Genomic DNA, 14,547 nt, shown 5'->3' with positions numbered 1-14,547 from the left:
ATGCCTTTCGTGACGCTCTGCGTCACAAATCTGCGCGGCATCACGGGAGTCAAAACCGGCCCCCGTCCCCTCCCTCTAAAAAAACCCGAAAATCCCTGTTGAGTGATTTTATTATCAGTTGTACGATGACTTACGACATCGGCACTGACCCGGTGATCTTCTAACAATTATGTCCTCCAGGGTGTTCGAATAATGAATCCACAAGAACTGAAGTCCATCCTCTCATCCGGTCTGCTGTCTTTCCCGGTTACCGATTTCAACGCTCAGGGCGACTTCCATCGCGCGGGCTACATCAAACGCCTCGAGTGGCTGGCACCGTACGGCGCCAGCGCTCTGTTCGCTGCAGGTGGTACAGGTGAGTTTTTCTCCCTGGCCGCCAGCGAATACTCCGAAATCATCAAGACTGCCGTCGACACCTGCGCCACCAGCGTGCCAATTCTGGCCGGTGTAGGCGGTCCGACCCGTCAGGCCATCGAGTACGCTCAGGAAGCCGAGCGTCTGGGTGCCAAAGGTCTGTTGCTGCTGCCGCATTACCTGACCGAAGCCAGCCAGGACGGCGTTGCCGCCCACGTTGAAGCGGTGTGCAAGTCGGTCAAGATCGGTGTGGTTGTCTACAACCGTAACGTCTGCCGCCTGACGCCAACCCTGCTGGAACAACTGGCCGAGCGTTGCCCGAACCTGATCGGTTACAAGGATGGCCTGGGTGATATCGAGCTGATGGTTTCGATCCGCCGCCGTCTCGGCGACCGCTTCTCGTACCTGGGCGGCCTGCCGACCGCTGAAGTCTATGCCGCTGCCTACAAGGCGCTGGGCGTGCCGGTCTACTCGTCTGCTGTGTTCAACTTCGTACCGAAACTGGCGATGGACTTCTACCACGCCATCGCCCGCGACGATCATCAGGCGGTCGGTAAATACATCGACGATTTCTTCCTGCCTTACCTGGAAATCCGCAACCGCAAGGCTGGCTATGCCGTGAGTATCGTCAAGGCCGGCGCAAAAATCGCCGGCTACGACGCAGGCCCGGTGCGTGCGCCATTGACCGACCTGACCCCGGACGAGTGCGACATGCTCGCCGCGCTGATGGACAAGCAAGGCAAGCAGTAACACCCCCAGGACGTAACCGCTGAGCGATCAGCGGTTTTGTCGTTGGAATGCATGACCCTTACAGGTGGTAGCTGTCGTCGCCGCGACACTGCCAAGGGGCCTGTAATGCAACACCCAAAAACAGCTTTACCCGCGTAAAAAAATAATCAGTGGGAGCTCTACCATGCAAAAGTCCAAGCCGACGCACGTCCGCTATTTGATTCTGTTGATGCTGTTTCTGGTCACCACGATCAACTACGCCGACCGTGCCACCATCGCTATCGCTGGTTCCAGCATCCAGAAAGACCTTGGCATTACTCCGGTCACTCTGGGCTATATCTTCTCCGCATTTGGCTGGGCCTACGTGGCCGGTCAGATCCCCGGTGGCTGGCTGCTCGACCGTTTCGGGTCGAAGAAAGTCTACGCCATGAGCATTTTCACCTGGTCGCTGTTCACCCTGCTGCAAGGCTATGTGGGTGAGTTCGGCATTTCCACCGCCATCGTCGCGCTGTTCATGCTGCGCTTTCTGGTCGGGCTGGCTGAAGCGCCTTCCTTCCCGGGCAACGCCCGCATTGTCGCCGCCTGGTTCCCGACCGCCGAGCGCGGCACGGCCTCGGCGATCTTCAACTCGGCGCAATACTTCGCCACCGTTCTGTTCGCTCCGCTTATGGGCTGGATTGTTTACACCTACGGCTGGCAGCACGTGTTCGTGGTCATGGGCGCAGTCGGTATCCTGTTCTCGATGATCTGGATGAAGGTCATCTACGGTCCGCGCAATCACCCGATGATCAACGAGGCCGAGTTCGAACACATCTCCAGCAATGGTGCGCTGGTCGACCTGGATCAGGACAAGGGCAAAGGCAAGGAAAAAGCAGCCAGCAGCGGACCGAAGTGGGATTACATCCGCCAGTTGCTGACCAACCGCATGATGCTGGGTATCTACCTCAGCCAATACTGCATCAACGGCATTACCTACTTCTTCCTGACCTGGTTCCCGGTGTACCTGGTTCAGGAACGCGGCATGACCATCCTCAAGGCGGGCATCATTGCCTCGTTGCCAGCTATCTGTGGCTTCATTGGCGGCGTGCTGGGCGGAATCATCTCCGACTACCTGCTGCGCAAGGGCCACTCGCTGACCTTTGCCCGCAAGGCGCCGATCATCGGTGGCCTGCTGCTGTCCACCTCGATCGTGACCTGCAACTACGTTGATATCGAATGGGTGGTGGTGGGCTTCATGGCCCTGGCATTCTTCGGCAAAGGCGTCGGTGCACTGGGCTGGGCTGTCATGTCCGATGTTTCACCCAAGCAGATTGCCGGTCTGAGCGGCGGTCTGTTCAACACCTTCGGTAACATTGCATCGATCACCACTCCGATCGTGATTGGTTACATCATCAGCAGCACCGGCTCGTTCAAATGGGCACTGGTGTTCGTGGGCGCCAACGCGCTGCTGGCGGTAATCAGTTACATTTTCATTGTGGGTGAAATCAAGCGTGTGGAATTGAAAGAGCCGCCTGCCAAGGGGCCATTGCTGAACGACTCGGTCAGCGACCTTTCCGAAGCGAAATCCTGAGGAAACCGTGATGAACCTGATTCAACATGCCGATTCGCCGCGCTATATCCGGCTGCATCCGCTGGATAACGTCGTGGTCGTGGTCAACGACCAGGGCGTGCCGGCCGGAACCGAATTCGACAACGGCCTGGTGACTGTCGATAACGTCCCGCAGAGCCACAAGGTCAGCACCGTTGACCTGGCCGTGGGCGAGGCCGTGATTCGTTACGGCCACACCATTGGCTATGCGCTGCAACCGATACCGCGTGGCAGCTGGGTCAGGGAAGACCAGCTGCGCATGCCCTCGGCACCTGCGCTCGACAGCCTGCCGATGTCCGACGCGGTGCCCGAGAAACAGGCACCGCTCGAGGGTTACACCTTCGAAGGCTATCGCAACGCCGACGGCACCGTGGGTACCCGCAACATTCTTGGTATCACCACCACCGTGCAGTGTGTGACCGGCGTACTTGATCATGCGGTCAAGCGCATCCGCGACGAGCTGTTGCCCAAGTACCCGAACGTCGATGACGTGGTGGCCCTGACCCACAGCTACGGCTGCGGCGTGGCCATTACCGCCACCGATGCTTACATCCCGATTCGCACTGTGCGCAATCTGGCACGTAACCCGAACCTGGGTGGCGAGGCGCTGGTGATCAGCCTGGGCTGCGAGAAGTTGCAGGCCGGGCAGGTGATGCACGAGGGCGACAGTTCTGTGGACCTGAGCGAGCCTTGGCTGTATCGGCTTCAGGACTCCAGTCACGGCTTCAACGAAATGATCGAACAGATCATGGAGCTGGCCGAGACGCGTCTGCAGAAGCTGAACCTGCGTCGTCGTGAAACAGTACCTGCTTCGGAGTTGATCCTTGGCATGCAGTGCGGCGGCAGTGATGCGTTTTCCGGCATCACCGCCAACCCGGCGCTGGGCTACGCCTCGGACCTGTTGCTGCGTGCCGGTGCGACGGTTATGTTTTCTGAAGTAACCGAAGTGCGCGACGCCATCTATCTGCTGACATCCCGCGCGCAGGATCAGGAGGTCGCGCAGGCACTGGTACGGGAAATGGACTGGTACGACCGTTACCTGGCCAAAGGCGAGGCAGATCGCAGCGCCAACACTACGCCGGGCAACAAGAAGGGCGGGTTGTCGAACATTGTCGAGAAGTCCCTCGGGTCTATCGTCAAGTCAGGCAGCAGCGCCATCAACGGCGTGCTCGGCCCTGGTGAGCGGGTCAATGGCAAGGGGCTGATCTTCTGTGCTACGCCGGCCAGTGACTTCGTCTGCGGTACCTTGCAACTGGCTGCGGGCATGAACCTGCATGTGTTCACGACCGGACGCGGTACGCCGTATGGTCTGGCGATGGCACCGGTGGTTAAGGTCTCGACCCGCACCGAACTGGCTCAGCGCTGGCCTGACCTGATCGACATAGACGCCGGACGCATTGCGACTGGACGCGCAAGCATCGAGGATCTGGGCTGGGAGCTTTTCCACTTTTATCTGGACGTGGCCAGCGGCAAGAAAAAGACCTGGACCGAGCACTATCGGCTGCACAACGACATCACGCTGTTCAACCCGGCACCGATTACCTGACAGGAGCATCACGAACGGCATTTCCGCGCTGGAGCGTATGGAACGATAATTTCGCAGCTATCGTGCCGACGATTTGCGTCGGTATGCCATTCTGGACACTCTGCGTCCGATCCAGGACATGACGCACAATCCGAAAGATTCTCTGAACTTTAGGCCGCTTTCCGGCCTCTTCTACAGTAGGGCAGCCGGTCTGGCTGCCTTCGTTGATGGTGCAGGAGATTTCAAATGGGTTGGATATCGGAAAATCATTTGTGGCTGTTTGCAGCGCTGACTGCTCTGATCGTGATTTCAGACATTTGGGCAGTCATGCGTATCCGCAAGAGCAAGACGCAATCCAGCAACAAGCTGATGTGGATCATCGTCGTTGTTGCCGTGCCGATTGTTGGCGTATTGGCCCTGCTGGTCGCTGGCCCGCGCCATGTGGACACGCCTGCCAGGCCTGAGCAGCAAAGCACCAAGTACTGACCCCGCCTTCTGGAAATACCCCACCCACGGGTGTGGGTATTTCTCTTGCAGACCGCTCATTCCCGTTTCGCAAACATTCTTTTCACAAAGATGGGCTTGTGGCTGGTAAAAATAAAAATCTCTGCAATTCTTCTGTCATGGTGGGGTGTTTACATGCTCGCCATCCAGACCCGAACAAGGAGAGAGCACATGTCGATCATTACCAAGTGGGCGTTGCAGGCGGTTGCATTGTTTGTGCTGGGCTGGGTGGCAACGACGACAGCGAATTGGAGCAACAACATGGCCAATGGTACGGGTAATGATCGCCTGGCGGAGTTGAGCGCTGGTGTCTTGAGCAGCCCGGTCCTGACTGCTTCCTCGTCGCAAAAGGTGCAAAGCGAGTAACCCGGCCTGATTGATAGCGGCGCGTTAATCCTTTTCTGCAGGCAAAAAAATGGCCCACAACGGGGTGGGCCAAATGGGATTCATCAAAGGAGTAGGGTCAATTTACGCAGCCGGACGTGAAGAGGATGTGAAACGGATGTCATGGAAACGAGAAGTGGTGTAACAGAATGAAAGGCATTGTGACGGGATGAAACAACGTTGCCAGTCGCCTGACAACGCGGTCTCGAATTATTCAGGAGCGGGTTCTGGAGCCTAGCGGGCCATTGCGCTTGAGTGTCTTTCAGGTGCTACGCGTCGTGCCAGATGAGGCAACGAATGAGGTGCATCGATCCTGGATTTCATGCGATCGGCAAATTCTCTGGCTTCCTGCCAACTCCGGCACTTGACCGGGTATTCGTCCAGTTTTACAACCCAAGCAGCCCCATGTACACCTTCTTCAATTCGGATGAGCATTGTTGGCATCTCCTGTCAGTGAGGGTAAGTCTGTGCCGGGTCATCGGCGCGAAAGCAGACGGACGAAATCCTGCGCCGAAAATCGGTATCGAGCTACAAAAAATTACAATTCCCGATGAATGCGCGCCGTTCGCAACTGAACAGATACGGGCGGCTTTTCAGGTTTTGCCAAGCGGGCAGCCTGACGCAAAAATGTGACAGGCTGATGGGCGTCAGGATCAGAACGCCAGCTTGAAGCCGATCATGCCCAGCATGATGGCCAGGAACGGCCGTAGCAGGTCGTCGGAAACGCGGCCCGCCATGTGGCTGCCCAGGTAAATGCCGGGCAATGAGCCCATCAGCAGCCAGCCCAGCAATTCCCAGTTCATGTTACCCATGCTCGCGTGGCCCAGACCTGCAACCAGCGTGAGAGGGACGGCGTGGGCGATTTCCGTGCCTACCAGACGCCGGGTCGGTAGCAGCGGATAGAGGATGAACAACGCCACGGTACCCAGCGCACCTGCACCAATGGAGGTCAGTGCGACCATGGTGCCGAGGATCAAACCGGTGATGACCGTTAATACGGTCAGGCTCGTACCGCTGAAAAACGAATGCCCGTCCCCGCGACCATGAGCGAAGGCCAGCAGCTTTTTCTTGAACAGAACGGCCAGGGCAGTGAGCAGCAGCACAAAGCCCAGCGCCTGTTTGATGATCGCGTTAAGGGCCTCAGGTGCGGTGTGCAGCGTGCTCAGGAACCACAGCGTCAGGAGCACGGCAGGGACGCTGCCCAGGGTCAGCAGGCCGGTGACTTTCCAGTCGATGTTGTCATTCTTGCGATGTACCAGAACCCCGCCGGATTTGGTAATCGCCGCATACAGAAGGTCGGTGCCGACCGCCGTGGCCGGGTTGATGCCGAACCACAACAGAATGGGCGTCATCAGCGAGCCACCGCCGACCCCGGTCATGCCAACGATAAAACCGACTACCAACCCTGCAACTACAAACCCCAGACCACCCGCTTCCATAACCAACCCATTCAAGCAAACGCATCAGGCAAAAAGTGGCGGGCAGCATAACGGCTTGTGTTGCAAACGGTTATGAAGAAGTGTTCTAAGGTTATAACCGTTTGTCGCGGATGACGGCGGCTTCGGCGGCTTCAGTGACCGTTTGCAGGCGGCGGTCAGGGCCTAGCCAGTTCAGTACGGCGTCGGCTTCCATAGGCTTGGAAATCAGATAGCCCTGACCCTCGTCACAACCCCATTGCTTGACCAGACGGCGAATGTCGTCTGTTTCGATGCCTTCGGCCACCACGCAATAACCCAGCTTCTTGGCAAGACCGATCAGTGCCTTGACCAGACGCTGATCGGTCTTGTCGGACGCCAGATTGCGAATCAGCGACTGATCGAGCTTGACGGTGGTTGCGGGCAATTGCCGCAGGTAGTTCCAGTTGCTGTAGCCCGTACCAAAGTCATCGATCGCCACATCCATGCCCATCTGCCGCATGCGTTCCAGCTGGTGGCGCACTTCGGCCGGGTTGTGCATCAACGCGCCCTCGGTGAACTCCAGCTCAAAGCGCGTGGGGTCGATCTTGTGCTGACCCAGCAGGCGGATCATCCGGTCAGTGAAAGCCGGACCGGTGAGGTCTTCCGGGGTGACGTTGATCGCAATACGGAAATCGAAGCCCTGTTGCTGCCAGCGGGCGGCCTGCTCGATTGCGCTTGTCAGCACCCACAGACTCAGCGGACGCATGAGTGCGGTTTTCTCGGCCAGCGGTACGAATTCGGCAGGCCCGATGGGGCCGAGCGTCGGATGGTTCCAGCGCAGCAAGGCTTCTACCGAGGTGCACAGGCCGGAGGCGAGGTCGATGCGCGGCTGGTAGACCAGGCGCAGTTGATCATGCGAGTGCACCGCGCTGGTCAACGAACTGAGCAGTTTGAAAGCACGTTGCTGAGCGGCATCGAAGTGCGGCTCATACATCGCCCAGCCCAGATTCCGGTCGCGAGCATCATCGGCAGCGCTGATGACCATGCGCATCCAGTCCTGCTCTTCGGTCGGGTCGCGGTTCAGGGTGACAACCCCCAGACCTACCTGCATCTGCACCGGAATGCCCCGGCATTCCACGGGGGTCTCGAAGTCTTCGAGAATGGTCCGAAACAGATGATCAGGCACTCGGTCTCCGGCCAGCAGAAAGCCGAAGCGGGTAGGGCTGACCTTGTACAGCGAACAGGTTGGCGGCAGCAGATGCTCCAGGCGGCTCTTGATTTCGGTCACCAGGTCCTGAGAGAAGCTGTAGCCCAGAGCCTTGACAATGTCGTTCAGGAACGCGGAGGTGATCATGTCCACCACGACCAACTGATAATCAACGCTCGATGCCAGTGCCTGATGGATGTCTTCCTGCAGGCGTGAGCGGTTATACAAGCCGGTCGGCTGGTCAATGAAGCAACTGAGACGCAAGCTGACTATGCGTTTCATGACCAATGAGGCGAAACGCTTGAGCATCTGCGTCTGATGCTCGCTCATCGGTTCACGCGGCTTGGTGTCGATCACGCACAGGCTGCCCAGAGCGATGCCGTCATCGGTAATCAGCGGGGCACCCGCGTAGTAGCGAATATCGGGGTGGCCGGTCACCAGGCTATTGTTCACGAACCGGTCGTCGAGGGTCGCATCCGGAATTTCGAACAACGTGTCGGAAAGGATCGTGTAGGCACAGAACGAGACGTTGCGTGGCGTTTCCCGGGCACTCAGCCCCACTCGGGCGCGAAACCACTGACGGTGTTCATCGACAATCGAGATCAACGCAATCGGCGTCTGGAAGAAATCGGCGGTCATTGCCACGATTTCATCGAACACATCGTCGGAGGTGTCTTCAAGCACGCACAGCTCCCTGATGCGCAACAGACGTTGCGTTTCATTCAGCGGAATGGGGGCACTGGCGTTCATAAAATTCTCGATGGGTGTTCGGTGATGACTATATGACATCACGAAACCGACTTTAACAGATGAAAAAAATTCAATTACAGGCGAGGTACAGGTTGATCGGCCACAAACGGTTATTTTTGAGCGCTATCGGTCTTGCAGCCCCATAAAATAAAGGGCCTGCTCTTTTGTATTCTGAGTGTTACAAACATTGCCATTCGTCGTTTGGTTGCAAATGAGCAAAACGCTCATGGCTCGGTATTAACGAAGCACGGCTTTCACTGTGCGCTTCATTTGCGGTTTATCTGCCCAGGTACGAAAAATGAACATCAAGGTTCGACCCGCACGTACAGCAGACGCTGGCGCCATCAGTCGAGTGGTGCTGACTGCCTTGCGTACCAGCAATGCCAGGGATTACCCGGCCAGTGTGATCGAGCGCGTGCAACTGAGTTTCAGCCCGGCTGCCATTGAGCGGCTCATGCAGCAACGTCGGATGTTTATGGCGGTGGCGGTGGCGGGGGAGGTGGTTGTAGGAACTGCCAGCCTGGAGGGTCAGGTGGTGCGCTCGGTGTTTGTCGACCCTGATTGGCATCGTCGGGGCATCGGGCGTTTGTTGATGGCAGAGCTGGAGCATATCGCCCGTGGGGCAGGCCTGGAGCTGCTGATTGTGCCGTCATCCTTGACCGCGCAGGAGTTTTATACAGCGCTGGGTTTCAGGTTGGTGCGAGAGCATCAGGAAGGGGAGGAGCGCACATTGATCATGGAACGGCAATTGCGCACCTGAGGCATTCCATGCCTTAAGCAGTGACTTCCTGCATTTCCTGCAGTCGGTAGTGCGCGTACAGCGTGCTGGCGATCAACGTGCAGAAGACTTTCAGGGTATCGAGCGTATCGGCGTCGTCGAGTGGCGTCGGCAGGTTGTCCAGACCGCACAGCGTGCCGAAAAAGTCTCCGTTGGGGAAAATGATCGGCAACGAGAAATAGCTCTGAAAGCCATAGAGTTTCGGGATGGGGTGCTCTGCGTAGACCGCATCCGTGGCAACTTCGTTGATCACGATAGGACGCTTGTGCTGGCGTAACTCATTGCACAGCGTGGTTTCCAGTTTGAGCTCGTGACCGGCCTCCAGTCCGAACTTGATCTCGTCGTACACAGCACATGCCGTCCAGCTGGTTTCGGTTACTTTGGCAATTGCCGCGAATCTCAGGCCGGTCAGCCGGGTCACCAGCCTTAAAAGGCTGGAAGTGGCCTCGATCTCACTGATGACTGCCAGCTCTGCTGAAGTCAATTTGTTGTTCAAAATGCGTCACCCTGGTCATAAAAGCACTGATGCAGCCTTGGCAGTACGCCTGGCGCTGCCGATCTTGTGCAGGAAGTGATCGTGCCATACCTGATCGTGGCTTACATGAAATATTGTGTTCCTCGCCTCCAACTATTTAACGAGTTTAATGCCCTTGTCAACGTTAAGGACTTACCCAAGAGGTGTGTACTAGTACATGTGTACTATAGGGATCCCATTTTTGCGTTGATAAAATCGCAGGTTTGCCAGCGCATGGAATGCCTGAAAACACTTTGAAGGTGTATGCAGGCAGTTTCCTATTTCAGCCGGATTGACCGGAACCCCTTACTGCGAGCATTGAACACCATGCACAAGACGACCCTGGGCTTCACGGTTGCCATGATTTCCACGCACTTGTATGCAGGTGGCTTTGCGCTTAACGAGCAAGGCATAAGCGGCATGGGCACAGCGTTTGCGGGTCGGGCGTCTGCCGCCGAAGATGCCGGCACGGTATACGGCAACCCGGCAGGCATGGCGCGTCTGGCCGGCCAGCAGGTCACCGGTGGCGCTACCTTTATCGATGCATCGACGGATATCAGCCGGGCGAGTGGACGTTCGAGCGGCAGCAACGATGGCGACATGGTGCCATTCAAGGCCATCCCGTTCGGTTTCTATACCCGCAGGCTGAATGAACACTGGGCCATTGGCCTTGGCGCGTACGTGCCGTTCGGCCTGGCGACGGATTACGAACGCGGTTTTCAGGGGCGCGCCTTTGCCAGCAAGAGCGATGCAAAAGTTCTGACCCTGCAACCGACATTGAGTTATGCCTTCAATGACAGGGTATCGGTGGGCTTCGGGCCGACCATCAATCAGTTTGCCGGCTCGCTGGAGTCGGACCTGACGCTTAACCCGGCCATCGCCGACAGTAATGTGAAAGTGAAGGGCAAGGATGTCGCGCTGGGCTTCAATATCGGCGTTCTGGCCAGCCTGACTGATACCACGCAGGCTGGTCTGACCTACCACTCCAAAGTGCGCTATGACCTTGATTGCCATACCGAGGTTGCCACAGGTGCCGGTACGCCAGCCCAGTTGCTGAACAGCAATCGCTATGACTGCTCGCTACAGGTCGATACTCCTGAATCCTACGAGTTGTCAGTCACTCAGAAGCTCACCGATGCCTGGACACTTTATGCGGGAACGACCTGGACGCGCTGGAGCCGCATGAAGGACCTGAGTTTCAGTACCGAGAACATCAGCCCCGCGCGCGGTGGGATACTGGCTGCGTCCTTGTCTGGCGCTATCGCAGGCGGGCTGGACTGGCACGATACCTGGGCCTATGCGCTCGGCACATCGTATCGACTGAATTCACACTGGTCGTTGCGTACCGGCATCCGTCTGGATCAGTCACCGACCAGCAATACCAATCGCTCGCCACGCACACCGACCGGCGACCGTACGATCTTCAGTGTGGGCGCGGGTTATGACGTCAGCAAAGAACTGACCCTTGATGTTGCCTACGCCTATCTTAAAGAAGAAAGTGTTGATGTCAGCCGTGCCAATGCGCTGGCCAGTTACAGCGCGCGCTATCAGAACCGCGCCAGCTTTTTGGGTGTGTGGGCGACTTACCGTTTCTGAGAAAGTTGTAAGCCTGCAGAGGCAGTACATCCGTACTGTTACTAGTACATCCGTACTATGGCTGGCCCTGGGTCGGCCACTTAAGCTAATGCGCTGAATAACACCCTGACTTGTCGATGGCAGACGACGTTTTTATAACGTCGCCGGCCGCGCGTGCGCGACCGTAAAGGTCTTGCAGTGGTGTAAACGGATCACTCACAACAGACTTGTTTTCAGAGGGAACGCGCATGGGTATTTCTCGCCATTTGGCAAACATAAGAGGGTTGGCGGCGATTACGCTAGTCATAGCAACCATGACGGCCTGTTCGACCGGTGGCAGCAACCCGCTCGATACCCTGACCGGTGATTACAAATATGCGCCTGACTATATAAGGGCCAACATCATTGCCCGAAAGTCGACCAAGGAACAGATTCGCCAGGCGTTTGGTGCGCCTTATTCGGCGCAGGACAATGTGTCCGATAACAGCTCCGAGTGGTACTACGACCGTAACGAATCAGGTCTTAACTCATTGACCAAGATGGCGGTCAAGTACTCTAACCGATATGGTTCCGGAGACGCGGCATCCACCTTGCTTCAGGGGCAATCGCGCATGGGCGATGCACAGGAAATAATGGGCGACGCAAGCACACTGAGCGGCACGCAAGCTACCGGAAGAAAAGCGTCGATTACGCGCATCTTCATCAAGTTCAAAGGCAACGTGGTTGAACGCTTCACAACGGATTGACCACAGCCTGCTGCCCAACGTCTGAAAGCAGCACATTCCAATGGCTGTCAGTACACCGCCGAACCGGCCTTGAAACTCAACAACAGCGAGCGCAGTTCGACCGGCCTCACCGGTTTTGAAAGAACGGGGATATCCGGATCGTTCAGTGTCTGCCGAACGTGCTGAAGCTCATGGCCGGTAATCACGATGGCGGGTATGCGCCTTCCCTGCAGCCCGCTCAGGTAGGCAATGCAGTCGGCGCCCGACGCCGTACGATCCAGATCGAAGTCAGTGACTACCAGATCACAGTCGACACTGATCTCGGGGATGCTGCTGAAGGTCTGGACCTCGCAGCCCCATCTGCGTAGCAACATGGCGGTGGCTTCAAGCACGTTGCGATTGTCCTCGATCAGCATGACGCGCAGACCGGAAAGCAGGCGAGTATTCCAGTTGATTTCGATGTTGTTCACCGGCTGGCTGGCGGCCACCGCTTTCAGGCCGCTGACGGTTACCGCAGTGCCACGCTCGGGCACTGAACTGATATTGACCCGCAGGTTCATGAGCCTGGCGATACGGCTGACGATACTCAGCCCCAGGCCAACACCTTCAATGTCGCGGTCACGCTTCTCGCGGACGCGATAGAACTCGTTGCACAAGTGCGGCAAGTGCTCGGAGGGTATGCCGCGGCCCCGATCATAAACACCAATGCTGACGGTGCCTTTTTGCCGGCGACAGCCAATCAGAATCGGTTTGCCCGGTGCGTATTTGAATGCATTGGAAACAAGGTTCTGCAATAGCGTGCGCAGCAAGGCGGGGTCGGTCCAGACGTGATGGTTGCCGCTGTGTACGCGAATATCCACGCCAGCCCAGGTAGCAGCCTCGCTGTTCTGCGCGGCCAGCCCGTTGAGCAGTGCATCCAGGTCGACTGATTCGGGACGCGGTGCGACTTCGCCCTGGTTGAGGGTGTAGATGTCCAGCAACGAACGAAACAGTTGTTCTACCGCACTCAACGCCCGGTCGATGTTATTCACCAGACGTTGTTCGTTATCGCCCAAAGGCGCATCGCGCAGGCAGGCGGTAAACAGGCTGATGGAGTGGATCGGCTGGCGCAGGTCATGGCTGGCCTGTGCCAGAAACCTTGACTTGGCCTGATTGGCCGCCTGGGTTTCTTCAAGGGCCATGTGCAGTCGGCCAAGCAGAAAATAGACAAACAGCGGCAGGACCAGCATGGTCAGGATCATCATGACGGCCACAGCATGGTGCTCACGCAGAAACGGCGTGAGCACGATGATGATCATCAACGAAATCATGGAAAAGCCGGTTGCCAGCAGCAGGTAGTTGCGCCCGTAACGCATGCCGTAGCCGACCGTCATGCTCAGCATCACCGAGTACACCGGCAACATGGCCTCGCCGCCAACCGAGATCGTCACGATTCCCGCCAGATTATCGGTCACCAGGGCAAACAGACGTCGTCTGCCTGAGGCGCCCGGGCGCTGGGCAATGCGTATGATCAGCCCCACCGTGACGACGCCAAAACCCATGCAATAAGCCAGGATCACAAACAGCTTGTTCTCTGACATTTCCCCCATCCCGTACGCGATCAGTGCGTAAAGGATCGAGGTGGCAATGACCGCCATGCGCAGTAGCGCCTGAGTCATTTCCAGATCTATTCGTTTGGGCAGTAATGACATGGCGGCTACCGTCTCAGTGCTGTTTGCCGGCCAGGCTGGAAAACTGTGCAGCGGCAGCCGATCGGGTGGGCACACCAAGCGCCTTGAGCAGGCTGGAGACATGAATACGCACGGTAAAGGGTGAAATACCCAGATCCCTGGCGATTTCCTTGTTGGTTTTTCCCGACGCCACAAGCCCCAGTACTTCTCTTTGACGTGCGGTCAGATGGCTGATTGCGCCAGAATCCAGATCGCTCAGTAACGAACCTTCGGGCTTGTACTTGACCACCACTTCGCCATCGCGGATGGCGATGATGGATTCGGCAATTTCCAGGGGGTCTATATTTTTGCCAATGAAGCCATCCGCACCCTGAGACATGACCTGTGAGATGGTGTCCAGATCATCGACCATCGAGACCACAATGATTGAAGTGCGTTTGAACTCGCTGCGCAGGCTGCCGATGGTCTGTATCGAAGTGAGCCCCGGAAAGCGCAGGTCGAGCACCAGAGTATCGACCTCATCACCCCGGCGTGCGAGGGTGAGTACTTCATCCAGATTGCCTGCTTCTTCGATAATCGCTTCAGGTATCAGCCGCTCGATAGTACGCAGCATGCCCTCACGAAACAGTGGGTGATCGTCGGCCACGATGATTCTGCACGGCATACCTCATACTTCCCGTATTCAAGTAGCGCGCATCATACCTGATAGAACGTATTTGTATCGTTAATGAAACAAATGAAGTGCAACTTTAATGGCGGTCGAGTGCTGGCATTTTGTTATTGTTTTTTTGCCAGAAATGGCACTAGTGCTATAAAAAGGTGCAGCAGACGAATCCGCTGCCTTGCC

General features: G+C 57.1%; 14 protein-coding genes. 8 read left to right on the top strand and 6 right to left on the bottom strand.

Annotated features, from left to right (window positions below; all coding sequences use genetic code 11):
• Window positions 1-192 precede the first annotated feature (192 nt).
• The 5 genes from kdgD (at window position 193) to RYB09_RS23480 (ending at window position 5,066) form a co-directional block, all read left to right on the top strand.
• Window positions 193-1,104 (top strand): 5-dehydro-4-deoxyglucarate dehydratase, encoded by a 912-nt coding sequence (gene kdgD, locus RYB09_RS23500; protein ID WP_044309446.1) that lies wholly within the window; start codon window positions 193-195, stop codon window positions 1,102-1,104.
• A 163-nt stretch (window positions 1,105-1,267) separates the two neighbouring features.
• On the top strand, window positions 1,268-2,653 hold the full coding sequence (locus RYB09_RS23495) for an MFS transporter (RefSeq protein ID WP_005780860.1): 1,386 nt from the start codon (window positions 1,268-1,270) through the stop codon (window positions 2,651-2,653).
• A gap of 10 nt (window positions 2,654-2,663) precedes the next feature.
• Window positions 2,664-4,217 (top strand): galactarate dehydratase, encoded by a 1,554-nt coding sequence (gene garD, locus RYB09_RS23490; RefSeq protein ID WP_055006684.1) that lies wholly within the window; start codon window positions 2,664-2,666, stop codon window positions 4,215-4,217.
• Between the two features lie 225 nt (window positions 4,218-4,442).
• Window positions 4,443-4,682 (top strand): PLDc N-terminal domain-containing protein, encoded by a 240-nt coding sequence (locus RYB09_RS23485; protein WP_055007483.1) that lies wholly within the window; start codon window positions 4,443-4,445, stop codon window positions 4,680-4,682.
• Window positions 4,683-4,871: 189 nt separating this feature from the next.
• Window positions 4,872-5,066 (top strand): hypothetical protein, encoded by a 195-nt coding sequence (locus RYB09_RS23480; protein WP_058400649.1) that lies wholly within the window; start codon window positions 4,872-4,874, stop codon window positions 5,064-5,066.
• 252 nt (window positions 5,067-5,318) lie between these two features.
• Here the strand turns inward: RYB09_RS23480 and RYB09_RS23475 are convergent, their stop codons facing one another.
• The 3 genes from RYB09_RS23475 to RYB09_RS23465 all read right to left on the bottom strand — a co-directional run bounded on the left by RYB09_RS23475 (window position 5,319) and on the right by RYB09_RS23465 (window position 8,438).
• Window positions 5,319-5,519: a hypothetical protein gene (locus RYB09_RS23475; protein ID WP_080394877.1), complete on the bottom strand. Its 201-nt coding sequence runs from the start codon at window positions 5,517-5,519 to the stop codon at window positions 5,319-5,321.
• A gap of 218 nt (window positions 5,520-5,737) precedes the next feature.
• The gene (locus tag RYB09_RS23470; protein ID WP_058400651.1) at window positions 5,738-6,523 is read right to left on the bottom strand and encodes a sulfite exporter TauE/SafE family protein; all 786 of its coding nucleotides are present in this window, start codon (window positions 6,521-6,523) and stop codon (window positions 5,738-5,740) included.
• A gap of 91 nt (window positions 6,524-6,614) precedes the next feature.
• Complete coding sequence (locus tag RYB09_RS23465; RefSeq protein WP_058400652.1) at window positions 6,615-8,438, bottom strand: EAL domain-containing protein; 1,824 nt, start codon at window positions 8,436-8,438, stop codon at window positions 6,615-6,617.
• Window positions 8,439-8,736: 298 nt separating this feature from the next.
• Between RYB09_RS23465 and RYB09_RS23460 the strand changes: the two genes are divergently transcribed.
• Entirely contained in the window at window positions 8,737-9,198 is a 462-nt protein-coding gene (locus RYB09_RS23460; protein ID WP_316890475.1) for a GNAT family N-acetyltransferase, read from the top strand.
• A gap of 13 nt (window positions 9,199-9,211) precedes the next feature.
• Here RYB09_RS23460 and RYB09_RS23455 read toward each other — a convergent pair whose 3' ends face one another.
• A complete protein-coding gene (locus RYB09_RS23455) occupies window positions 9,212-9,712 on the bottom strand; it encodes a GAF domain-containing protein (RefSeq protein ID WP_316890473.1) in 501 nt (166 codons plus the stop codon).
• Between the two features lie 345 nt (window positions 9,713-10,057).
• On the opposite strand from RYB09_RS23455, the gene RYB09_RS23450 reads away from it, so the two are divergent.
• Together RYB09_RS23450 and RYB09_RS23445 are read left to right on the top strand one after the other, a co-directional pair.
• Entirely contained in the window at window positions 10,058-11,326 is a 1,269-nt protein-coding gene (locus RYB09_RS23450) for an OmpP1/FadL family transporter (RefSeq protein ID WP_316890471.1), read from the top strand.
• Between the two features lie 227 nt (window positions 11,327-11,553).
• A complete protein-coding gene (locus RYB09_RS23445; protein WP_058409163.1) occupies window positions 11,554-12,051 on the top strand; it encodes a hypothetical protein in 498 nt (165 codons plus the stop codon).
• Between the two features lie 47 nt (window positions 12,052-12,098).
• Here the strand turns inward: RYB09_RS23445 and RYB09_RS23440 are convergent, their stop codons facing one another.
• Both RYB09_RS23440 and RYB09_RS23435 read right to left on the bottom strand, forming a co-directional pair.
• Window positions 12,099-13,688, bottom strand: coding sequence for a hybrid sensor histidine kinase/response regulator (locus tag RYB09_RS23440; protein WP_058409164.1), 1,590 nt, complete (start codon window positions 13,686-13,688; stop codon window positions 12,099-12,101).
• 46 nt (window positions 13,689-13,734) lie between these two features.
• On the bottom strand, window positions 13,735-14,364 hold the full coding sequence (locus RYB09_RS23435; protein ID WP_316890468.1) for a response regulator transcription factor: 630 nt from the start codon (window positions 14,362-14,364) through the stop codon (window positions 13,735-13,737).
• Between the last annotated feature and the right edge of the window lie 183 nt (window positions 14,365-14,547).

This window comes from Pseudomonas syringae group sp. J254-4 (assembly GCF_032586855.1).
Taxonomy (GTDB): Bacteria; Pseudomonadota; Gammaproteobacteria; order Pseudomonadales; family Pseudomonadaceae; genus Aquipseudomonas; species Aquipseudomonas amygdali.
The sequence above is the reverse complement of the archived record's forward strand: the minus strand, read 5'-3'. Positions and strand labels throughout refer to the sequence as shown.

Coding starts and splice junctions, on each gene's coding strand:
- RYB09_RS23495 (WP_005780860.1), top strand. CDS start 1,268: ATGCAAAAGTCCAAGCCGACGCACGTCCGCTATTTGATTCTGTTGATG.
- RYB09_RS23450 (WP_316890471.1), top strand. CDS start 10,058: ATGCACAAGACGACCCTGGGCTTCACGGTTGCCATGATTTCCACGCAC.
- RYB09_RS23485 (WP_055007483.1), top strand. CDS start 4,443: ATGGGTTGGATATCGGAAAATCATTTGTGGCTGTTTGCAGCGCTGACT.
- RYB09_RS23465 (WP_058400652.1), bottom strand. CDS start 8,438: ATGAACGCCAGTGCCCCCATTCCGCTGAATGAAACGCAACGTCTGTTG.
- RYB09_RS23460 (WP_316890475.1), top strand. CDS start 8,737: ATGAACATCAAGGTTCGACCCGCACGTACAGCAGACGCTGGCGCCATC.
- RYB09_RS23440 (WP_058409164.1), bottom strand. CDS start 13,688: ATGACTCAGGCGCTACTGCGCATGGCGGTCATTGCCACCTCGATCCTT.
- kdgD (WP_044309446.1), top strand. CDS start 193: ATGAATCCACAAGAACTGAAGTCCATCCTCTCATCCGGTCTGCTGTCT.
- RYB09_RS23470 (WP_058400651.1), bottom strand. CDS start 6,523: ATGGAAGCGGGTGGTCTGGGGTTTGTAGTTGCAGGGTTGGTAGTCGGT.
- RYB09_RS23475 (WP_080394877.1), bottom strand. CDS start 5,519: ATGCTCATCCGAATTGAAGAAGGTGTACATGGGGCTGCTTGGGTTGTA.
- RYB09_RS23435 (WP_316890468.1), bottom strand. CDS start 14,364: ATGCCGTGCAGAATCATCGTGGCCGACGATCACCCACTGTTTCGTGAG.
- RYB09_RS23445 (WP_058409163.1), top strand. CDS start 11,554: ATGGGTATTTCTCGCCATTTGGCAAACATAAGAGGGTTGGCGGCGATT.
- garD (WP_055006684.1), top strand. CDS start 2,664: ATGAACCTGATTCAACATGCCGATTCGCCGCGCTATATCCGGCTGCAT.
- RYB09_RS23480 (WP_058400649.1), top strand. CDS start 4,872: ATGTCGATCATTACCAAGTGGGCGTTGCAGGCGGTTGCATTGTTTGTG.